The following is a 19,719-nucleotide window of genomic DNA, read 5'->3' on the forward strand; positions in this document are numbered from 1 at the left end:
AACGCATTCAGCTGGTCATCATTTTCAACTGATCCAGTTTTCGAGCTAATATTAACAAGCTCTCCGACTAAGGCTTGGTATAAAGGTAACCGCCTTTATTGACGATAATGACAGAAGAAATGACGCAAGTTATCACTGATATCAATGACCATTAGCGGCAATGTCCTTATGCAGATAACGATTGACCCAGGCAGTTAAATAACGGCCTTCAATCGGCGGGCTATATAAATAACCTTGCGCGATATCACAACCCAGTTCAGCTAAAATATTAAGCACGCTTTCAGTCTCAATACCTTCGGCAACGACACTCACCGACATTTTTTTAGCTAAGGCGATCGTCGACTCCACAATGAGGTGGTGTTGTTCATTGGTATCAATATCACAGACAAAAGAGCGGTCAATTTTAATTTCATTAAAAGGAATGGTATCTAAACGTTCATAGGTCGAATAACTTTTACCAAAATCATCCAGTGAAATACCAATGTCATTAATAATCAGTCTGGCGATAGAATTCAATACACTGGCTTGATTAATAATTGCTTGTGATTCGGTCAGCTCTAACGTTAATTTGATATCAGCATGTGCTTGTTTATGGCGGATGATGTAGTCAATCAAGTTATCGCAACTTAAGTCTTCGGCGGTAACATTAATCGATAGTGTATAACTCGATAACATCTTTTCATGAGCCCAAAATTTGAATGCTTTCGCGATAATTATCTTAGTAAAATCAACATTTAACCCCGCTTTATCAATCAAAGGTAAAAACGTATCGGGATAAATATAACCATTTTCATCATACATTCTGGCTAATACTTCAAAGCCGATAATAGCGTTACTTTTCATATCTATTTGAGGTTGAAAGCAAAGTAATACTTGTTCATCGGCAAACAGCTGATTTATGTCATAATCAGAGACACTTACCGGTGATTTAACGACCATTTGATGGTCGTGCTGACGTTGCAAACGTGCTGTTTCCGCTAATATAAAGTCCATATTAATCGGCTTTTCAAAAACGCCGACGAGGTTCAGTTTCAAACTACTGGCAATACTACCCACTAACGCCAAAGTTCGTTTATTCGAAGAACTAATCACAGCGAGGGGAATATCGGCATAACTCGGGTGCTCAGATAAAAAATTAATCACCTCCATGCCATCACAGTTATCCATTTTCAAATCCAAGATCAGTAAATCAATATTACCTTCAATAGCCACAATCGCTTCAATACCTTGATTTGCATCTTCAGCTTCAAACGTCTGAAAATCATGTTCGAAGCTACTCTCGATAAGATCGGCTTTAATCGCTTCTCGGACAAACTTTTGGTCATCGATAATCAAAATATTCATAATTACTCCGCTATATACCGACATTCGTGGATTGTAATTCTCGTGTTGCTATCACAGAAAGCATCAACATATTTCGGTTTGCCATGACTTCAGAACGACTCATAATAAACGAATAGTTCTGAATGATTTTAGATTGATGTTCAATTGGTTTAACTTTAAACATGGGGATCTTCATCTGCATTAATTTTTGTTTCAATTTGCTATCACAAGTACTAAAACTTAAATATTCAATCGCTTTATCTGTCGCTAACTGATTAAGGTAAACAGACATCATATGATTATCAATGGCAGGTGAAACACCAAAAGAAGACAGTACCACCAATACATTCGCGCGCTCTTGTTTCGCAACATTCAGTAGTTCCATAATACCGATAGTGCAATTCATGAACTCAAATAATGCTTTGGTATTTACTTTACAAAACAGGCAATGCCCTACTAATTGGCTGGAATTGCAAAATGCCGAGACTAAATTAAGCGGTTTTAGTAATGCTGTTGAGGTTATTTCTTGATGTATCGGTAATAAACGCGGGTTACCTTCATACATTAAGCAAAGTTTTAACATCGATGCAAAATCAACGTGGTCAGGCAGCATTGACTTGGTATGGTATTGATCATTTTTATAATACGGATGTGCTGCTTTGTCATTTTTTCCGTTACCCGAAAGCTGAATGGCATATAAGCTTTCTTTGACAAAATCAAGATCTGAACTATAGATATTAAACAGATCATCACCAAACACTTCGGCTATTTCTGACTGTTTTGTTAAAGACGGTGTGTTAATACCACGTTCCCAACGACTAATTGAGATCGTATCTAAGCTATCAAAAGAATGACTTCTTTCATTTAATAACGCCCGTAACCCTTCTTGTGAAAGGTTATGCTCTGCGCGTATTTTTCTTAAAAAACTTGAGAATACCCTCATTATTATTGTTTTTGGATAAGAGTATTTTTTAAATTCCATCTTCGCTTCCAATTATATCTAATGCCCTTATCACTAACCTAAGCACTGTCATTGCTCAACGACATTAAACACTAAGTTTGAAACAAAAACACTATCAATTTATAAAAAACTAAATATATGTTTATGTATGCACTAGTTCCACAGTAATACTTTTAATTTCTTTAAAAACAATGCCTACATGCTAAGCAATATCACCACTATCTCAACGACTAGGCAGATATTTTTACATATCCATAAAATATTACTCTAGCGTGAAGTGTGCCAGATCGTTATGTTCATCACGCGGTAATGGAGCGCGGCAGAGCGCTATGTCAACACGTTTAAATTAAATGAGCATGGCGTTTATGATATGAAAAACACTAACGATAAACCAATGAATCGACTGCTCCCTGTCCACTATGAACCCCGCCTTCCATAACGTTCGCCGGTTTACTCCGCACTAAATACCCCGCCACAGCATCATCAATAGCAACACCATCAATGTTGACGGTAAAAATACCGATTTCACTGATCATATCGCCAATCATGCTCGCTTCACCATTGCGAATAATCATGGTCGGGTGCGAACGAGGCAGGGGCACGATTTTGCGCATCAACGACCAAGACTCATACTCAGCTTCATCAAGTGTTCTTAGTTTAGTCACAATATCCTCACCAAACACACAATGACCACCACCTTCGCCCTGATTCTTCAATACCCAATTATCGAGTCCAGTTGTCATCAAATGCGCAATTGAATCAGCATGCAATGGCAGCATCTCACCAAAAAAGGGTTTAATGGTGAATGCTTCTTGCTCAGTTAACCCAAATTTCATCAGTGCTTGTGCAGGTAAATTAGATAACAACATTTGTACCCGTTTACTCGATGCCAGTTGCTGAGCGATGGTCGCATTCATCGCAATATCATGCTGCTCTAGCATCATCCGAACCGACATCAATGTTCTGCAGCAATACTTTTCGATAATGGTTTTATCATAATAATCACACTGCTGATAACCGGCACGCAGATAGACCACATCAATTGGCTCATTATTTAATAACAGACGATGGTTATCCCCTGTCGACAATTGGCCGTGTAACTCGGTAAATGTTTTCCTTAACGTGCGAATACCTTTTGCATGTAACGCATATTCTAATAAACGCTGGTCATAGACATTATCTTCATGCGCTTGCACTACCATGACAAACGTCGGTTTACCCGCATCATTGTGTTTTTGTTTAATCATACGTGCAGACTTGGCGATACCATCCGCGAGTTTTTCGATTGCATCATTCGCGATAAATTCAGGCTGAATTTGTGTGCCTGGTTGGTTCTGAGAATGATGATGCTCTACATAAGTTTGAAATAAATCAGCATGCTGCGCCGCAATGTAACGATGCAATTCAGATGCGCGTTGACCAAAAGGCCCCATACCAGCAGCAATCCCATTAAACTCGATCAACTTAGGACCTAATTGCTGATCATCCATAAAGTCAGTTCTCATGATCAGTAAAGGCGTCGCTCGACGAGATTGGGTTAACGATAACTTATTATGTAATGTTAATAATGCCGAAAATAAAGGATCTGTATCGGCAATAGGTGCTATAGCTTGTTGAATAAAATCGTCATCTTTGGAAATAGCATGTAATAATTGACCAAACAATCCAGCCGCCTGCTGCAGCCCCTCAAAACGTACTTTATCGATACTGCTTGGCGTTAAGGTGAACGGGCAATGCAAACTACTGGCATTACTTTGCTTGAACACTAACGAGTGCGCGAATGCCCATTCAACACTATCTGTAACCGCTATTTCTACATTATTCATACTGTCGACCCCGTTGCAAACAACGTTAAAGCATCACCAATAATCGATGCCAACTATTTCCATAAAACTGGTAATATAGATTGGCTGGTTTTAACTGTCAAATATATTGCCATAAATGCAGAACTATATGAAGCACAAAAAAGACAGGAAATTAAAAACACCACTCAGAATAGGTGGTGTAAAAGCTTAATAAAAACAATAGTTAAAACCATAATTTAAAAAACAGTTAAAAATGTACTAACACTGCTTTTCGTTACCAATGCTGTCATTGCAAATAGTGTTCTTCACTTCATCAATACAACATTCATCTTGTAAAAAACCAATCACAGATTGTAATTTTTCATATTCAGCCACACAGTACAAAGTACGTCCTTCACGGCGCTGTGACAGTAATCCTGCAGACGCTAAGCTAGCGATATGGTGTGATAACGTCGACCCTGGAATGGATAATTGTGATTGCAAACCACCCACAGCAATACCTTGATAACCGGCGCGAATAATACTTTTAAAAATAGTTAATCGCGTTGGATGCCCCAGTTCTTTCAGCGCTTTCGCAATTACATCAATATCCATTATTTATATCTCCACCATACCCGTTAACAACATATATTTCGATACTAGCAGAAACATATGTGGGATGCCAACTGAACCAACAAAGGGCATCCTCATACGCTAGCTCAAATCCATGGTATAACGTTTAAGTAATTCCATTGGCACTATCTCTAATGCGCGTATATGAGTTCTTTTTAAATACACTCTAGGCGCCATCTTATCTTCTAACGCTTGTAACCAGCGCGCGGCACACAAGCACCAACGATCACCCGCTCGCAAACCGTGAAAACCAGATTCTGGCACCGGTGTTGATAAATCATTACCTTTAAAACGCGAGTATTCTAAAAATTCAGCCGACACTTCAATGCACACCGTATGCGAACCCGCATCTTGGCTGCAGGTATTACAGGCACCATCACGATAAAAACCAGTCATAGGATCATCGCCACATAATTCCAACGCTTCGCCAAATACATTGACTGAATCATACATTTCCATTACAAACGCCTTTTATAGTAAGAGTTAGATTACTTAGAATTAAAGTAAAGTTGAAACTTGATAACCCTAGCACTTATTATTTTAACCGTCTATGGTGCGTGTTTGATGATGTCATTACGCCGCTATTAGCAATCGCGTAAATAGTCTAGCAATCGTGTCAATAGTCTAACAATCGCTTATAATGACCTTTTAATGCGTTCTTGCGCATAGATACTATTCACGGCATAGGAAGATCATGGAACTCATTTATAACGGCCCTGTTGATGGCCCATTATTTGTATTTGCTCACGGTGCTGGCGCGCCTGCGAGTGCTGACTTTATGGAAACCATCGCCAAAGGATTAGCCTTACAGGGAATACGCGTGGCACGTTTCAATTTTCCTTATATGCAGCAACGTGTTGATAATGGTACTCGCCGACCACCAGAGCGTGCGCCGAAACTCATCGCCCAATACCAACAACTTATTGCCAGCATTGACCAACCTATGGTGATCGGGGGTAAATCAATGGGCGGACGCATGGCCAGTTTAGTGGCATCCGATCCAACGACAGATGAGTTATCCGTTAATTCAAAAATAAAAGGCATCGCCTGTTTAGGTTTTCCTTTTCATCCCGCCAATAAACCCGAAACATTACGCACCGCGCACTTCTCCTTGATTAAACAAGCGATTTTTATTGCTCAAGGTGAGCGAGATAAGTTAGGCACCAAAGAAGAAGTGGCGAGTTATGGCTTACCAGATAATATTGACTGGTTATGGCTAGAAGATGGCGATCATGATTTAAAACCAAGAGTAAAAAGTGGTTTTACCCATCGAGCTCACCTGCAGAAAACCATAGATAATATGGCGGCGTTTATTAAGCAGGTATTAGCATAGGTATCTTAATCGCTTTAATCTGCTAATCGGGGATCACAGCGCAGGTATCATATTTTACTCGGTTCATCGATATCTGGGTTTTAAAGTTTTTCATATTCGGGTCACTGTACAAGTAACGTTGGCAAAAGTCGTCATACTGCTGCATATTTTCAACCGTCACCAATAACACAAAATCCACTTCTCCGGTGACTTGATAACATTCTCTGACCTCGGGGGCCAAGCGGATATGTTTAATAAAGCCATCTTGCTGTAACTGGCGCAAAATGGCTTTATCAATCCGATCGAGAAACATAATTAACTTAACCTCAGTAAATAAGAAATATATAGAAATATTTGTACCTGATTATTGAAATCATTTCTAGCCGCTTGAATATAATAAACGCCATAACACATTAATTACCTCACAGACATGGAAACCGTCACATGCTAACAAGCTTAAAATCTTTATTTCTCGACGTTTGGCGTGTTTATCTCACACTGCTTAAAGTCATGGTACCCACGCTTATTATCGTTAAAGTATTAGATATGATTGGCGGCACTGTGTGGTTAGGAAAGCTGTTAGCACCGCTGATGAGTTTGGTTGGTTTACCCGAAGCGATGGGCTTGGTATGGGCAACCGCTATGCTCACCAATATCTATACGGGTATGGCGGTATTTTTTGATTTAGCTGGCGATAATCCACTCACCGTAGCCCAAGTATCAGTCCTTGGTATCATGATGCTACTGGCACATTCTTTACCTATTGAAGGCGCTGTCGCCAAGCTTACGGGTATCTCTTGGTGCGTGACCTTACCACTGCGTATTGGCGGCGGTTTTATACTGGGTATGATCACCAATCAAGTGTACCTATTGGGAAACTGGCGACAGCAACCTGCCGAGATAGTGTGGCAACCGACACCCGCATCATCCAGCCTATTTGATTGGGGCATAGCGCAATTAACCATGCTCGCCTCTATCTTTGTTATCATTGCTGCACTGATGATATTACTGCGGTTATTAAAATGGTGTGGGATCGAAAAAATCATGCAAACGCTGCTATCGCCATTTTTAAAAGCATTAACCATAGGTAAAGAAACCACCAATGTTTGTGTGATTGGTTTAGTTCTGGGCTTAAGTTTTGGTGCGGGGTTATTAATTGATGAGGCGCGTACAGGTAAAATCAGTAAGCGTGATATTTTCCTCGCGGTCTGCTTTTTAGGACTAACCCACAGCATTATTGAAGATACGCTCTTAATCTTACTGCTAGGTGCAGATGTGATGTCGATTTTATGGGGACGATTAGTATTTGGTTTTATTGTTATCGCTATTTTAGCACGCTGTATCAAGCAGGAAGCATACATTAAAATCAGATAAGCATTTACTCAATACATTTAAGGTCATCATTACGCTTAGACAAGCCTTTGAATGACGCCATCATGTTAGCTTTTTTTACAAACTGCTTAGGTGGCGTTATCACTTGTAAGCGATAGTCGTGTGATGAGGTTACAGTTGTCGTCATCGCGCTATTCACGTCAACAGGCGTAATAATAACCACGTTCAACTCGGGTGCGCGCGCCAAAATACTGGCCGCCGTCCCCAAGCCATTCTCGGTATGGAATTTACCGGCAATATGCATGACTTGTTTATTTTTACTAACTACAGACAGTTTATTTCTACTACCTAATAATGGTTTATTCGCGTTATCGGCTAAATAGTTAACAATGCTCTCAGCCATGGTTTCATCCCATGTCACTTGCGAAGCAAATTTATGCTCATTTTGGCTTTCATCGCCATGATGCATCGACGCCATAAAACGGGTTTTGTACGGTGAGTCTTGGGTATTGATATTCGCCGCTAACCACATGCGTTCATCCGCAGGTAATTTGTCCACATAGCTAATACCTGCTTTGCCGATACAACGGATGATATTTTTCGGTGCATTGGCAGCGATAATATCAATATTGTTACGCTTTGCTAACTCAACAAGTGGACGATAATCACTGGTATAATTTGGCCAGGCATTCGCTTGTTTTATTAGCGTCCCTTCCCCTATTTCACCCGCTAAGTAAGCATTCACAATCGCTTGTTTATCGCGAGTAAACTGTTCCATTGATAGGGTCACATTGCCGTTAGCCGCAATCATGGCTTGTAATAATTCAGTTTGAAAGCGATGAATACCAGCATGAGTATGCCACTCACCCACCAGCACCACATCGGCATGTTGAATGTCTGCAACAAAGTCTTTTAAATTAATATCCTGACCCGACGGCGACTGTAAATTATAATCATAGTAAGTAGTTACTTCCAATGACAGGTTCGTTTCATCTGCCGCAGACAAGAAAGAAGAACTTGTGCAACCAGCAAGTATGGAAACAAGTACCGCACAGATACAACTGCGTTTATAATTTTTAAATACACCTGCAAATGGAGAACCTAACTGAGTAAAAGTAAACATATAACACCCTAATAATAACGACCATAAATAGTAATGCATCTCATTTGTAATAGCGAATCATGTATTATATCGCCCTTTAAATAATCAGTATTCGTGCAGATATCGGGATGATCAATAAAGCCTAACGGGATTAATCATTACGCATCATCCCCCAATGAATGTGTGAATGAATGTATTTCATCATCGGTTAAATAACGCCACTGCCCGACGGCAACATCCAACTGTATTGCACCAATTTTTTCACGGTGTAGGCTCACAACCCGATTGCCCACAGCCGAAAACATGCGTTTTACTTGATGAAATTTACCTTCGGTAATTGTCAGTAATACTTCTTTTGAGCTTACAACGTCCAAGATTGCCGGACGGGTTAATTGCGGTTCGCCTTGTAATTGCACGCCATGGGCAAATTTAGCCGCGACATCATCGCCAATAGGACGAGATAAGCCGACTCGATAAACTTTCTGACAATGTTGGGTTGGGGTAATAATATTAAATGACCAACGGCCATCATCGGTCACCAGTACTAGCCCAGTAGTATCGGCATCTAAACGTCCGGCAACATGTAATTCTGATGCATTAGCGACATCGATATAATTAAATAATGACGGGTACGCTTCATCGATATTAGAACAAATGGTATCAGCGGGTTTATGCAAGAGGATGTAACGAGACGGCCTTGCGGTGAGTCTCTCGCCATTTAAACTGATGTGGTTATTTTCATGTACTTGTGTAGCAACATCTAAAATGACATCGTGATTAACCGATACACAGCCGCCAGTGATCATCGCGGTTGCGTCGGCTCGGGTTAACTCAGTACTCTTACAAACAAACTTATCAAGGCGCATTAACAACATTCTATAATCAAATAAAGATCGCTATTATCCGTGTTCTCATGATTAAGTAAAATAATTAATCTGCTTGCCCTCTTTAATATTTATAGAGAGGGCAAGTGATATTAACCACAACAAGATTTACTACATTTAGCTTGCTGCACTAAACACACGGTTTGCAATGAATGGCGTGTTGGCCAGTTTAGGGAACTGCTTGGCAAGCGCTAATACAGCCAAATCAACGAATGGTTCAACAATAATGACCGTCATGTAGGCTAATCCAAAAGAAGAGATAGAGGCGACATTTTCAGCACCAAAACCTTGACCATAGAACGCCCAAAAACCAACCCAAGCAACGATACCACCTTGGTAAGCAGTAGAGAGTTTAAATGCTTGTGAATAAGACAGGTCTTTATAAGCCGTTTTAGGATCAATGATCTTTTTAGCCAGATAGGACATAACAACTAGCGGCATAATTAACGTCGTTACATTCATGCCAAACTGAGGTAAATCAAACGGTGCAAAAAATACCCCCTGAATTAACAAGCCCATAATAAGACCAATGGCAGCAGGCGCAATCCCAAAGATAAGGAGTAATGTCGACCCCATAATGAGATGGACTTCCGATACCCCAACAGGTTCATGTGGCAACACTTCAAAAGACAGAAAGACACAAATAATGGCGAGTAACGACTTGAATAATAAAGACGTCATCCCCTGGTCTTTAATATGTTCCCAGGTAAATTTGGCACTTAATCCAATCGCTGCACCAGCAGAAATATAAGACAGTCCAACTTTACTTGCTTCAACCATTCCTGGTTCAATATGCATAACTTTTCCTCGTAATTTAAAATATAATAAAATACGAAAGAACGACGACAGAGGTCAACTATAACTAGCATATGAAAAATATAATTAGAATATGTAAATATAACTAAAATATGTAGCTAATAACCACTTGCCCAAGCCCTCCGCTTGTTCACGTTATTCTTAAATTCTTAAGGTCGGTCTCCGGACTTATGAATAATAAAACATTCAATTACCGTTGCGGGGGCAGCGTTGGATTCACACCAACTTCCCTGCTAAATTTAAGTAAAAAATCAGCACCAGAAGAACAGGCAAGGAAACTACACACTTTTTTCATTGCCGTCAATTTAAAGGCAACAACATAAAACACAGTCAAATCAGAACAAGCATTTGAAAATAAATAAAAAACCAGCATTATAATTTAATGCGACGCTGCTATTCAGGCTAAAAGAAATGAAAACTCAAAGTATAAAGATTTTCATACTAATCATAAAACCTTAACGCGTTTGAAAATCGCTACAACACCGATTCTAATCGGGGATGTAAGTGCGTCTGTAACACTGCTAATACCTGTTTTCTTAACCATAATAATGCCGGATCACGATCATTACGTAAGTGCCAATACATTGATAACATTAATATGTATTACCTAAGCCAGAGATTGCCAATAATCAAGTACTCATTAAGGTACACGTGGTTGATGAAGTAGATATCGCGAGCGTGGTAAGATCGTGTTACAAGTTATCGATTAAGCCGCACCAACGAGCTTATAAGACACCACATATAACTGTTCAATGCCCGGGTAAATATCTTGGATCACCGCTTTAAGCACGGCTAATGTCATGTTTTCTTGCTCAGCATGAAAGTTCGACAGCTCAGTAAATAACATAGGCTCTACAGACAGGATAGTTAATCGACAAAATTCACGTCCGCCTTCTAGCGTAGAAACCGTTACTGTCGAACCCAGGACATAGTTATTTTCAGATTCATCACGAATGGTAATGGTTTTTTTACCAGAAAGAATATCGGTTTCGAAGCGTTCAAAGAAGGTCATGGTAGTTGGTTGTGTCATACAGATTTCAACTATAAAAATAAGAGATAGTTATTGTAGCAACAGAAAACTGCATTGCGCTAATATTTATGTATAAACGCTATTTAGGGTGGGAAAAGTGTAAGAAAAAGCGGTGACTACATTTAGCCACCGCTTTATAAATTGGCCTATTGAGCCGTCACTGCAGGCACTGGAAATAGCTTGTCATACGCTAAGTTATAGCCATAAGCGTAAAACAAATAGAAAACAACCATGCCGATATCAAGCACAAACGCATTCCATAAACTCAAATCTAAGAACCACGCCATAAACGGAATAGTTAAAAACAGCAGGCCGCCTTCAAACCCTAAGCTATGCACAATACGGATCAGGGTTGTTTTCGTCACGGTTCCCATTTTTTTCAACATGTATTTATCAAAACCAATGTTGTAAACATAGTTCCAGCCCGTCGCTACAACTGAGAATAATACACCCATAGCACCAACATGACCAAGCTCAAAACCTAATTGGCTTAATATACCCATGATCGCCACTAAACCAATTATCTCAAATAAAATAGCGTGTCTAATACGGTCTAATCTTGTTCTCATTTTATCGATCTCCACATCATCATTCTAAGCATTACTGTAGTAGGAATGCTCGTCTAAACATCAGTTATGGCTGCTATTCTATATGAAAAATAATAATAAAAAGTTACTTTCCACCCGATTTTCGGATAGATGATTAAATCATGATTAGATTTCCTGACAAAGGCATACATAACTTTACGCCTAAATACCCTAGGCCCATTTACAATGTATTTTTATATAAAGGTTTATCTAAGCCTGTTATATCAACATCAAACCGCTTCGTGTTATGCACTAATGTGAACGAATGGGAAATTCACAATGAAAAAATATTTGTTGCTTACCCCCATACTATTACTCTCTGCCTGTGCCCGAATGGATCATATCCAAATCGGTGATATAGACCAAAGCCAAGGACAACTAAAACCGATTTCAGTAACAGTGTCTGAAAACACGGTAAATATAGACGCCGCTTTAGCGGTTACGGATGCAATAGTAAAAAACGCATCAGGCAGCAATGAGGTAGAAGCACTCAGAACTATCTGGGCACTAATGAATATGGGACCAAGAACCGGTTATCCCGTATTTAATGATAGCTACGCTCAAAATGTACTAAATCAACTTTATGCCCAATGCCCATCCGGCAAAATAACCGCTATCCGTAGTATTCGAGAAGCAAATGATTATGCCATTGCCAGTGGTGAAATTGTTCGCATCGACGCTGACTGTATAATGTAAGGAAAAGATCATGAACCGTAATTTTTATTTACTGCTTATCGTTTTAACACTGAGTGGTTGTGTTGGTTTAAACAGTGTATCAATGACACAAATACCAAAAGATAAAGGCCAGCTTGTCGAGGCGAATGCACATGATTGGGTGTTTATGAATTTCACCACTCAGAATGATTTTGCTGATAGCGCAGTAACAAAATTAAAACAACAATGTGTCGGCGGTAAAATCAGTGGTGTTTACACCAAGCACCAAACCACAAGCTATGTTTTAGTATTCAAACGTGAAGTTATTGTGAGTGGGTATTGCGACCTGCCTAAGGCCTAACGATGATAAAAAAACGAATTAGCACCTTAATACTACTGCCTGGTTTGTTGGTATTAAATGGCTGTACTAGCAGTATCCACATGGTTAACGTGGCGGGCTTTGAACACACAATACCAGCCAATACTGATTACCGTTACGTTGAAACAACGGCTCAGCAACATGTTATTTTAGGCTTTGCGTTTGATACTAATTATGTCGATGACGCACGTAACTCACTCATTACGCAATGTGATGGTGAATTAACAGCAGTCAGCACCCAGTATTCAACAGACCATGGTTTCTTAAGTTGGAATAATAAGATCTTGATGAAAGGGATTTGTATCTAATTGTCGCCGACCGGACAGTGTCGAAATGTTAAATACAGTACAATTGAAATACTACTCATTAATGCTCGTTTACTAGGAATAACAAATTGATGCCTAAGATTAATCTCTCTGAACTGACAAACCTAATTTACCCTAATGTAAAAGGAATGAGAAAGATACAAAAAAAAGGACGATTCTATTTTTGGGCAATGACAAACGGTAAGGCTGTCAATGCGATGGCGACGCTTTTTTCCAGCGAGCATTTAAAGCCAATATTAAAAAATAATCCCGAGATCCTAGAGAAACCACTGAAACCTTATCTTTGTGTTAACTGGTCAAGTAAGGAACGAATTAAACACTTAACCCAGCATTACCAATTTATTGATGATACTTTTGGTGAACATGCTAATGCCGTTATTTCAAGTAACGGTATTACCATCTTAGCGTTCGAAAGTTTAAGCGGACAGACATATCGCATTCAGCTATATCGAGGCTCAAGTCGAGAAGGCGGACTTGGCATTCGTTTAGTTAACGGCAAAAACCAAAGTGTCTATGCTTTATCCTGTAATATTTCTGGTACGCATACTAAAACAATGCATATTGGTATGTTACAAGGTCCTCGTGATTCAGTAGAAAATCGCCATGCGCTGATTAAAGAATTAACCAAATCATTACATGGTTTACGCACTAAATCATTATTGGTTGAAATGGCGTTAATGCTGTCCCGTATTTTAGGGATCAGTGAAGTAAAAGCGATTTCTAACAAAGGTCATATCTATCAAGCAATACGCTACATGGGCTCAAAACGAAACTCAGTGACCTTTGATTACGATGGTTTATGGAACGAATTTGAAGCGACAAAAATCGACCCATACATGTTTGGCTTGTCAGTGTTCACTCCACGAAAAGATCCGCTAACATTGAAAAAAACCAAACGAAAAATGTACACTAAGCGATACCAATGGTTAGATGACACTGAAATAGAGATGGCGAAAAATTTAGCGCCTTGGCTGGTAAATCCAATAGTGCAAAACGAACAAGCAGCCTAAGAACATAATCAACAGCTAGATACAAGTTCACAACATTAAGCCTGTGAATTTGTATTCAGTTTATAAATCCGATCAGCATACAATATGCCGCCTATGTTATACGCTTGCGGTATCACTTCATTAAGCTTAAAACCGCACTTCGCCAATACCTTCTCTGAAGCACTATTACCTTCAGTGACAATACCTTGAAATACCGAGATAAGGTGCACGCGCATTGCCCAAGCGATAAGTCCCAGCAATGACTCAGTGGCATAGCCCAAGCCAAAATATTCCGGTAATAACAGACAACCAACTTCTGCAGATCGGCCATCATAATCGAATCCCGTTATGCCAACCGCCGTATTGGTTTCAACATCGGTGATCAGCAAACACAGCCAAGCACCCGAGGTCACAGACCAGTGAGGTAAACGCGATTCAAACTTAGCGCGAATATCATCGTCACTTGGTTGATCAAAACATTTTTCAATCACACGTGATTCGGTATGTAACCGTAAAAACAACGGCCAATCTTGTGCCATTATTTGACGCATACTTAAGCGCGGGGTTGTGATCTGCATATTATTCCTTTTACAAAGTAAGCCTAAATACCATAAAAGCACACATACCTATAAATACCACAGCTAAGGTATTCTTTATTTTTAAACTTAATAACACAGTCAATAAACCTGCATATAAAAACGGACTATTCAAAAATGCTACCTCACTGCTTTGATGTCCTAAAAATACAATCGGCACCCACATCGCGGTTAATACCGCTGGGGCTGTAAAGCTTAAAGCACGCTTTATTTTCGGACTTAATTCAAATGAAACAAGTCGAGATAAAAACAAATACCGACATGAAAACGTAATACATGTCATCCCTCCTAACACTAACCAAAAATCATCCATCATCTTACTCCTTAATTGGGGTAAAATAGCCCGCTAACATGCCAGTGATAGTTGCAATAATCAGTGCAGAATCAGGGATGTAAATAGATAATACTAAGGCACTAAAGCCACTCACAAGTACAGCAATGAGGATGGATGGATCTTTGATTGACGGGATCACAATGGCAATAAAGGTCGCTGCTATCGCAAACTCTAGCCCTAAATTTTCCAGGTTAGGAATGTATTGCCCCGCAACAATGCCTGCGAACGTTGAGACATTCCAAACGACATAAAACGTAATACCAGCACTTATCGCATATAACGCCGAGAAGGTCTTATGTTTCTCGATATAAGCACAAGTGACTGCAAACATTTCATCCGTGAGGAAAAAGGCAATACAACAGCGTGATAAAAAAGATCGCTGCCGAACATGCTCTCTAAACACCGCTGAATATAAAAGATGGCGAGAACTGATCACAAAGGTAGATGAAAAAATAGAGGAGATGGCTCCCGCTGCGCCCAAAATCGTAATACTGGCGAGCTGTGCCGCACCAGCAAAAACCAATAACGACATTAACTGAGTCTGGATCGCAGTCAGTCCAATTTTAATGGCTAGCGAACCGCATAAGATCCCCCACGGTACCGTCGCCAGTGCCAACGGCATAATATCGAGCACCGCACGATTAATTGTTTTTACATCGCTTATTATAGGGCTTGTTATAGGGCTTGTTACAAGGTTACAGGCGACATCAGTTTCATTTAGCATAAGTAAACTCCTTCAATATTTAGAAGTAGCTTAAAGTTAAAGTGCTAAAGCATCTTGTACAAAACTGCTTGTTTTTGAAATTTACTGGGAGATGTACCCATCGCTTTTTTAAAATGTCGATTGAAATGACTCTGGTCGTGAAAACCACAATCAATCGCCACTTGCACGGGCTTAACCCCGAGCATTAACAATGTTTTAGCCTTCTTTAATCGCATCTGTATCTGGTAACTATGCGGAGCAATATAGAACACTTTTTTAAATTGACGGATAAAATGAAACTGACTGAGTCCAGCCATCGTCGCCAGCGTTAGCAGTGACACATTCTCTTCAGGATAGGCATCAAGATATTCTTTCGCTAACAATAATCTCTGCTTACTGCCCGATATATCATCCGGTGTGTTTTTCATCGATGAATGGCGGAGCGTCATATACATCATGATGCTGTATAAGATCGTTTCAATGAGTAATTTTGAAGCGTTATTATCGATCTGGGTAAAGAGTAATCTTAATTGCGCTGATAACTGTGGGTCTTTAACCACGGCATGATTAAAATAAGGCGCGTTAAACTGACCATCATAGAGATCATTCGTCATACTCTCAAAATGTGACGGATGCGGATACATCGCCCGATACCGCCAACCGTCTTGTGTCGCCGACTCCCCCGTATGGACATCGTCGGCATTGACGAAAATAATCGAATTTTCATCGGCAATATGGATACTGCCACTGCGTTCAAACCGTTGTGCGCCTTTATCGATAACGCCTATCGTATAACCTTCATGCACATGTTTTGAAAATGTCTGCTCTTGATAATCAGCATCGACAATTTCCAACCCGTTAAAGGCATCTACGATTTTAAATTCAGCTTTTTCCTTGCTGATGTGAGACATCTGCTTACTCATCCTATTAAAGCGTTATTTTATAGTACAATATTGCTTATATTTTTGAAGATATATTGGCTAAAGTGGCCTTTATATTAATTCACCTGCGCCAGGGTAAACTCAACAAAGCGTCGATTAGCCAACGATAAATACCCATCTTTACGCCACGCAAGTGCCAGATCCAAATAAATCGGTGGATCAAACGGTATGCCTTTAACGTCCGCTTCTTGATCTGTGACCAACTCCAATAATGCGGTAATGGCAAATTCATTCTTCACGATATTAAGGATCATGGTGATCAAGTTGGTTTCAAAAGAATACTTCGCGGTCATATTATTGGCTTTACATAAACCATCAATCACTTCGCGATGAAAATAACCGGCCTTAAACATCACTAATTCATGGGTAAAAAAGTCAGCATAAGTCACCGATTTCGCCTCTGCCAAGGCATGATTTTTTCCGACAGCAGCCACCATCTGCGGACGAATTAAACGCTGAATTTGCAAGCTATCAGGCACATGATCATCGACAATAACGCCCAAGTCTAATTCACCCGAGAGTAACTTTTCTTTAATGATTTGCGTACCATCTTCGACAATACTCAGATTTAGATTAGGGTACTTAAACTTGAATGCCATTAAGATCTCGGGAAAGAAATACGATCCCATCATCCCGGGAATACCAATTCTGACCTCACCTTGTTCAAGATCGCGTAAATCGTTTAATGCCATTTCAGCATCCACGATACGAGCCAGAATATCCTTGCTGTGAACCAGTAATACTTCACCTTCTTTGGTAACCACCACACCTTTGCTGCTGCGGATCAATAACGGCATACCAATTTTCTGTTCAAATTTACGCATAGCAATACTCAGCGCCGACTGGGCTATACCAAGATGCTTGGCCGCCTTGGTATAACTGCCCTGTGCAACAATCGTGGCAAAATAATGCAGTATTTTAGAATTAAGCATAACTAAAATAGATACCTTCTATGATATTTATATATTTTTCATATTAGCACTACTCCACTACTCTATAAGCATTGTTAGTACCGCATGAGCTTAATAAAGCAGATCATGCTATTCCCTTAACTATTTACCTTAGCTATTTACCTTAGTTATCAGCAGGACGGATGAATGATTGCACTGCATTCTCAAGATTATAAAAAAGTCACCTTAGGGCTTGGACTGGGCTCATTTCTGGTGTTTTGCAATTTATACTATTTTCAGCCGCTGCTGCCGTATTTCATGGTTAAGTTTAACGCCTCTGAATTACAAGTTAATTGGTTATTTTCCAGCACCACCCTGGCTATCGCCTTATCACTGCTGCCTTGGGCGATCTTATCTGAAGTGATCGGCCGCCGCCCCATCATGCGTTGCAGTTTAATACTCATTCCCTTTATTAACCTTTTAATGTTTATTAGCTCAGATCTACACACATTAATTTTACTGCGTGCATTACTCGGTATTGTGCTCGCAGGATTCATTGCTGTGGCAGTGGCGTATATGGCAGAAGAATTCGCGCCCCCCGCATTGTTGATCGCAGTAGGCGGTTACATCAGTGCGAATACCTTAGGCGGTATTATTGGTCGGATATATGGCGGGGTGATGACAGATGCAATCGGCTTACAGTGGACCACGCTTGCGATGTCGATACTCAGTGGCATGGCTCTACTCATTATATTTCCGCTGATATTAAAACAACGCCACTTTATTGCCCAGCCAGGACGATTGCGTACACACGGAAAACAAATATTAAGACATATTAAAACGCCAACATTAATCTTGGCTATGCTGATTGGTGGATTAAATTTTGCCGTGTTTATTAATGTGTTTTCGGTGATGGGATTTAAATTATCTGCCGCGCCCATTTCACTACCTGCCAGTCTATTATCACTGATGTTCTTGTGCTACCTCAGCGGTACATTATCAGCAAGATTAAGTGGTCGCTGGATGCATTCCCACAGTTTATTCAGCGGGATCCTATTGGGTATTAGCATTAGTGTGCTTGGTTTAATCATCATGTCGGTGCAAACAATAATCGCAATCATGATCGGGTTATTGGTATTAAGCGCTGGCGCATTCTTTATTCATGCGCTGGCTTACAGTCATATTGGCCGCAGCGCAACACAAGGTAAATCAACCGCAACCGCGCTATACCTAGTGATCTATTATTCGGGTGGTAGTGTCGGTGGCTTTATTCTTATCTACTGCTGGCAAGTCGGTGGTTGGTGGGCGGTATTAACCGCAACAAGCATTATTCATACCCTCATGGTGGGGTTGGTCTTGGCGCTTCAATGGGTTTCTCGCAATCCACACATCGACGTCACTGACAAGCTTGTGTCTTGTCAGTGACGCTTATCTATTTTCATAACCCTGATGCTACATAGCTACACGCGCAGCAACCGCCAGCAATACCACGCCAGTTACCTTATCAATCTTATGCACATTATTTCTTAATTTATCCAACATCGCCGACTGTGATAACACCACTGCTATAAGGCAATACCACAAGGTATCAATACTAAATACCGTACCCACCATGATCAGGTTTTGTAACCAGCCCGCATCCGCTTCGACAAATTGACCAAATAACGCTAAAAAGAATATCGCTAATTTAGGATTCAGAAACGCGATCATAAAACCTTGTACAATACTGTCTTTTAAGGTCACCACTTCTTGCTGTTGAGCAACATCGCCTAACGCAGGTTTTGACGTTAATGCCTTATAAGCCAAGCGTAATAACATCGCCACACCGGCATATTTAATGACATTAAATAACCAAGGCGTTTGTTGGATCACAATCGCTAAACCAACCACAGTTAACGTCGCATACACGCCGACACCTACCCCATGGGCAATACTGGCTGCAACACCATTAACCCGACCACCTGAAATAGTATGCTTTAATACCACCGCCAGACTCGGACCCGGTGTCATCGCGCCCATCATACAAATCAGTGCTAAAGACAGCCATGCAGTTAATTCCATACTCACCCCCTAATTTATTTTATATCAGTTTAATTAATTGCCCTCATATTAACGCAGCCAAAGCATGAGTGAAAACTGTATT

Annotated in this window: 24 protein-coding genes and 1 riboswitch; of the genes, 7 read left to right on the top strand and 17 right to left on the bottom strand. The window is 40.2% G+C overall.

The genetic code is table 11. The annotated features are described in order from the left end of the window. Positions 1-141: 141 nt before the first annotated feature. The 5 genes from MORIYA_RS09345 to MORIYA_RS09365 form a co-directional block, all read right to left on the bottom strand. A complete protein-coding gene (locus MORIYA_RS09345) occupies positions 142-1,344 on the bottom strand; it encodes an EAL domain-containing response regulator (RefSeq protein WP_112714624.1) in 1,203 nt (400 codons plus the stop codon). A gap of 10 nt (positions 1,345-1,354) precedes the next feature. Next, positions 1,355-2,305, bottom strand: coding sequence for a helix-turn-helix domain-containing protein (locus MORIYA_RS09350; RefSeq protein WP_112714626.1), 951 nt, complete (start codon positions 2,303-2,305; stop codon positions 1,355-1,357). Between the two features lie 359 nt (positions 2,306-2,664). Beyond that, positions 2,665-4,110, bottom strand: coding sequence for a glutathione synthase (locus MORIYA_RS09355; RefSeq protein ID WP_112714628.1), 1,446 nt, complete (start codon positions 4,108-4,110; stop codon positions 2,665-2,667). Positions 4,111-4,347: 237 nt separating this feature from the next. After that, positions 4,348-4,683 carry an ArsR/SmtB family transcription factor gene (locus MORIYA_RS09360; RefSeq protein ID WP_112714630.1) on the bottom strand — a complete coding sequence of 112 codons (336 nt, stop codon included), beginning with the start codon at positions 4,681-4,683 and terminating at the stop codon, positions 4,348-4,350. A 99-nt stretch (positions 4,684-4,782) separates the two neighbouring features. Continuing rightward, on the bottom strand, positions 4,783-5,160 hold the full coding sequence (locus MORIYA_RS09365) for a DUF2237 family protein (RefSeq protein ID WP_006030403.1): 378 nt from the start codon (positions 5,158-5,160) through the stop codon (positions 4,783-4,785). Positions 5,161-5,395: 235 nt separating this feature from the next. Here MORIYA_RS09365 and MORIYA_RS09370 point away from each other — a divergent pair, with 235 nt between their 5' ends. After that, positions 5,396-6,034, top strand: coding sequence for an alpha/beta family hydrolase (locus tag MORIYA_RS09370; RefSeq protein ID WP_112714632.1), 639 nt, complete (start codon positions 5,396-5,398; stop codon positions 6,032-6,034). Positions 6,035-6,056: 22 nt separating this feature from the next. Here MORIYA_RS09370 and MORIYA_RS09375 read toward each other — a convergent pair whose 3' ends face one another. Continuing rightward, positions 6,057-6,326: an Lrp/AsnC ligand binding domain-containing protein gene (locus tag MORIYA_RS09375; RefSeq protein ID WP_112714634.1), complete on the bottom strand. Its 270-nt coding sequence runs from the start codon at positions 6,324-6,326 to the stop codon at positions 6,057-6,059. Between the two features lie 131 nt (positions 6,327-6,457). On the opposite strand from MORIYA_RS09375, the gene MORIYA_RS09380 reads away from it, so the two are divergent. Next, positions 6,458-7,387, top strand: a complete 930-nt coding sequence (locus MORIYA_RS09380) for a hypothetical protein (RefSeq protein WP_112714636.1) — start codon at positions 6,458-6,460, stop codon at positions 7,385-7,387. Between the two features lie 4 nt (positions 7,388-7,391). On the opposite strand, the gene MORIYA_RS09385 is transcribed toward MORIYA_RS09380, so the two are convergent. The 5 genes from MORIYA_RS09385 to MORIYA_RS09405 all read right to left on the bottom strand — a co-directional run bounded on the left by MORIYA_RS09385 (position 7,392) and on the right by MORIYA_RS09405 (position 11,746). Continuing rightward, positions 7,392-8,468 (bottom strand): ChaN family lipoprotein, encoded by a 1,077-nt coding sequence (locus tag MORIYA_RS09385; RefSeq protein WP_112714638.1) that lies wholly within the window; start codon positions 8,466-8,468, stop codon positions 7,392-7,394. Between the two features lie 137 nt (positions 8,469-8,605). Further along, positions 8,606-9,313, bottom strand: a complete 708-nt coding sequence (locus tag MORIYA_RS09390) for a pseudouridine synthase (protein ID WP_112718537.1) — start codon at positions 9,311-9,313, stop codon at positions 8,606-8,608. A gap of 135 nt (positions 9,314-9,448) precedes the next feature. Next, a complete protein-coding gene (locus tag MORIYA_RS09395; RefSeq protein WP_112714640.1) occupies positions 9,449-10,129 on the bottom strand; it encodes an energy-coupling factor ABC transporter permease in 681 nt (226 codons plus the stop codon). Between the two features lie 154 nt (positions 10,130-10,283). Continuing rightward, positions 10,284-10,424, bottom strand: a riboswitch (cobalamin riboswitch). 429 nt (positions 10,425-10,853) lie between these two features. Beyond that, on the bottom strand, positions 10,854-11,177 hold the full coding sequence (yqfB, locus tag MORIYA_RS09400; protein ID WP_112714642.1) for a N(4)-acetylcytidine aminohydrolase: 324 nt from the start codon (positions 11,175-11,177) through the stop codon (positions 10,854-10,856). Positions 11,178-11,323: 146 nt separating this feature from the next. Further along, the gene (locus MORIYA_RS09405) at positions 11,324-11,746 is read right to left on the bottom strand and encodes a PACE efflux transporter (RefSeq protein ID WP_112714644.1); all 423 of its coding nucleotides are present in this window, start codon (positions 11,744-11,746) and stop codon (positions 11,324-11,326) included. Positions 11,747-12,043: 297 nt separating this feature from the next. Between MORIYA_RS09405 and MORIYA_RS09410 the strand changes: the two genes are divergently transcribed. The 4 genes from MORIYA_RS09410 to MORIYA_RS09425 all read left to right on the top strand — a co-directional run bounded on the left by MORIYA_RS09410 (position 12,044) and on the right by MORIYA_RS09425 (position 14,133). Next, the gene (locus tag MORIYA_RS09410) at positions 12,044-12,460 is read left to right on the top strand and encodes a hypothetical protein (protein ID WP_112714646.1); all 417 of its coding nucleotides are present in this window, start codon (positions 12,044-12,046) and stop codon (positions 12,458-12,460) included. A 10-nt stretch (positions 12,461-12,470) separates the two neighbouring features. After that, positions 12,471-12,779 carry a hypothetical protein gene (locus MORIYA_RS09415; RefSeq protein ID WP_112714648.1) on the top strand — a complete coding sequence of 103 codons (309 nt, stop codon included), beginning with the start codon at positions 12,471-12,473 and terminating at the stop codon, positions 12,777-12,779. A 2-nt stretch (positions 12,780-12,781) separates the two neighbouring features. Beyond that, positions 12,782-13,105: a hypothetical protein gene (locus tag MORIYA_RS09420; RefSeq protein WP_112714650.1), complete on the top strand. Its 324-nt coding sequence runs from the start codon at positions 12,782-12,784 to the stop codon at positions 13,103-13,105. 146 nt (positions 13,106-13,251) lie between these two features. Beyond that, positions 13,252-14,133, top strand: coding sequence for a VirK/YbjX family protein (locus MORIYA_RS09425; RefSeq protein WP_232011579.1), 882 nt, complete (start codon positions 13,252-13,254; stop codon positions 14,131-14,133). Between the two features lie 35 nt (positions 14,134-14,168). On the opposite strand, the gene MORIYA_RS09430 is transcribed toward MORIYA_RS09425, so the two are convergent. From MORIYA_RS09430 to MORIYA_RS09450, 5 genes are all read right to left on the bottom strand, one after another. Next, the gene (locus MORIYA_RS09430; RefSeq protein WP_112714654.1) at positions 14,169-14,690 is read right to left on the bottom strand and encodes a GNAT family N-acetyltransferase; all 522 of its coding nucleotides are present in this window, start codon (positions 14,688-14,690) and stop codon (positions 14,169-14,171) included. A gap of 10 nt (positions 14,691-14,700) precedes the next feature. Continuing rightward, complete coding sequence (locus MORIYA_RS09435) at positions 14,701-15,024, bottom strand: AzlD domain-containing protein (protein WP_232011580.1); 324 nt, start codon at positions 15,022-15,024, stop codon at positions 14,701-14,703. A 1-nt stretch (position 15,025) separates the two neighbouring features. After that, a complete protein-coding gene (locus MORIYA_RS09440) occupies positions 15,026-15,766 on the bottom strand; it encodes an AzlC family ABC transporter permease (protein ID WP_232011581.1) in 741 nt (246 codons plus the stop codon). A 44-nt stretch (positions 15,767-15,810) separates the two neighbouring features. Further along, on the bottom strand, positions 15,811-16,656 hold the full coding sequence (locus MORIYA_RS09445) for an AraC family transcriptional regulator (protein WP_112714656.1): 846 nt from the start codon (positions 16,654-16,656) through the stop codon (positions 15,811-15,813). Between the two features lie 86 nt (positions 16,657-16,742). Continuing rightward, positions 16,743-17,618 carry a LysR family transcriptional regulator gene (locus MORIYA_RS09450; RefSeq protein WP_112714658.1) on the bottom strand — a complete coding sequence of 292 codons (876 nt, stop codon included), beginning with the start codon at positions 17,616-17,618 and terminating at the stop codon, positions 16,743-16,745. Between the two features lie 165 nt (positions 17,619-17,783). Here MORIYA_RS09450 and MORIYA_RS09455 point away from each other — a divergent pair, with 165 nt between their 5' ends. After that, complete coding sequence (locus MORIYA_RS09455; protein ID WP_112714660.1) at positions 17,784-19,001, top strand: MFS transporter; 1,218 nt, start codon at positions 17,784-17,786, stop codon at positions 18,999-19,001. 27 nt (positions 19,002-19,028) lie between these two features. Here MORIYA_RS09455 and MORIYA_RS09460 read toward each other — a convergent pair whose 3' ends face one another. Continuing rightward, on the bottom strand, positions 19,029-19,637 hold the full coding sequence (locus tag MORIYA_RS09460) for a LysE family translocator (RefSeq protein WP_112714662.1): 609 nt from the start codon (positions 19,635-19,637) through the stop codon (positions 19,029-19,031). Between the last annotated feature and the right edge of the window lie 82 nt (positions 19,638-19,719).

Source organism: Moritella yayanosii (genome assembly GCF_900465055.1).
Taxonomy (GTDB): domain Bacteria; phylum Pseudomonadota; class Gammaproteobacteria; order Enterobacterales; family Moritellaceae; genus Moritella; species Moritella yayanosii.

Bases quoted from the DNA above. Each gene is read 5' to 3' on its own strand.
- MORIYA_RS09345 (WP_112714624.1), bottom strand. From the start codon at position 1,344: ATGAATATTTTGATTATCGATGACCAAAAGTTTGTCCGAGAAGCGATT.
- MORIYA_RS09350 (WP_112714626.1), bottom strand. From the start codon at position 2,305: ATGGAATTTAAAAAATACTCTTATCCAAAAACAATAATAATGAGGGTA.
- MORIYA_RS09355 (WP_112714628.1), bottom strand. From the start codon at position 4,110: ATGAATAATGTAGAAATAGCGGTTACAGATAGTGTTGAATGGGCATTC.
- MORIYA_RS09360 (WP_112714630.1), bottom strand. From the start codon at position 4,683: ATGGATATTGATGTAATTGCGAAAGCGCTGAAAGAACTGGGGCATCCA.
- MORIYA_RS09365 (WP_006030403.1), bottom strand. From the start codon at position 5,160: ATGGAAATGTATGATTCAGTCAATGTATTTGGCGAAGCGTTGGAATTA.
- MORIYA_RS09370 (WP_112714632.1), top strand. From the start codon at position 5,396: ATGGAACTCATTTATAACGGCCCTGTTGATGGCCCATTATTTGTATTT.
- MORIYA_RS09375 (WP_112714634.1), bottom strand. From the start codon at position 6,326: ATGTTTCTCGATCGGATTGATAAAGCCATTTTGCGCCAGTTACAGCAA.
- MORIYA_RS09380 (WP_112714636.1), top strand. From the start codon at position 6,458: ATGCTAACAAGCTTAAAATCTTTATTTCTCGACGTTTGGCGTGTTTAT.
- MORIYA_RS09385 (WP_112714638.1), bottom strand. From the start codon at position 8,468: ATGTTTACTTTTACTCAGTTAGGTTCTCCATTTGCAGGTGTATTTAAA.
- MORIYA_RS09390 (WP_112718537.1), bottom strand. From the start codon at position 9,313: ATGCGCCTTGATAAGTTTGTTTGTAAGAGTACTGAGTTAACCCGAGCC.
- MORIYA_RS09395 (WP_112714640.1), bottom strand. From the start codon at position 10,129: ATGCATATTGAACCAGGAATGGTTGAAGCAAGTAAAGTTGGACTGTCT.
- yqfB (WP_112714642.1), bottom strand. From the start codon at position 11,177: ATGACACAACCAACTACCATGACCTTCTTTGAACGCTTCGAAACCGAT.
- MORIYA_RS09405 (WP_112714644.1), bottom strand. From the start codon at position 11,746: ATGAGAACAAGATTAGACCGTATTAGACACGCTATTTTATTTGAGATA.
- MORIYA_RS09410 (WP_112714646.1), top strand. From the start codon at position 12,044: ATGAAAAAATATTTGTTGCTTACCCCCATACTATTACTCTCTGCCTGT.
- MORIYA_RS09415 (WP_112714648.1), top strand. From the start codon at position 12,471: ATGAACCGTAATTTTTATTTACTGCTTATCGTTTTAACACTGAGTGGT.
- MORIYA_RS09420 (WP_112714650.1), top strand. From the start codon at position 12,782: ATGATAAAAAAACGAATTAGCACCTTAATACTACTGCCTGGTTTGTTG.
- MORIYA_RS09425 (WP_232011579.1), top strand. From the start codon at position 13,252: ATGAGAAAGATACAAAAAAAAGGACGATTCTATTTTTGGGCAATGACA.
- MORIYA_RS09430 (WP_112714654.1), bottom strand. From the start codon at position 14,690: ATGCAGATCACAACCCCGCGCTTAAGTATGCGTCAAATAATGGCACAA.
- MORIYA_RS09435 (WP_232011580.1), bottom strand. From the start codon at position 15,024: ATGATGGATGATTTTTGGTTAGTGTTAGGAGGGATGACATGTATTACG.
- MORIYA_RS09440 (WP_232011581.1), bottom strand. From the start codon at position 15,766: ATGCTAAATGAAACTGATGTCGCCTGTAACCTTGTAACAAGCCCTATA.
- MORIYA_RS09445 (WP_112714656.1), bottom strand. From the start codon at position 16,656: ATGTCTCACATCAGCAAGGAAAAAGCTGAATTTAAAATCGTAGATGCC.
- MORIYA_RS09450 (WP_112714658.1), bottom strand. From the start codon at position 17,618: ATGCTTAATTCTAAAATACTGCATTATTTTGCCACGATTGTTGCACAG.
- MORIYA_RS09455 (WP_112714660.1), top strand. From the start codon at position 17,784: ATGATTGCACTGCATTCTCAAGATTATAAAAAAGTCACCTTAGGGCTT.
- MORIYA_RS09460 (WP_112714662.1), bottom strand. From the start codon at position 19,637: ATGGAATTAACTGCATGGCTGTCTTTAGCACTGATTTGTATGATGGGC.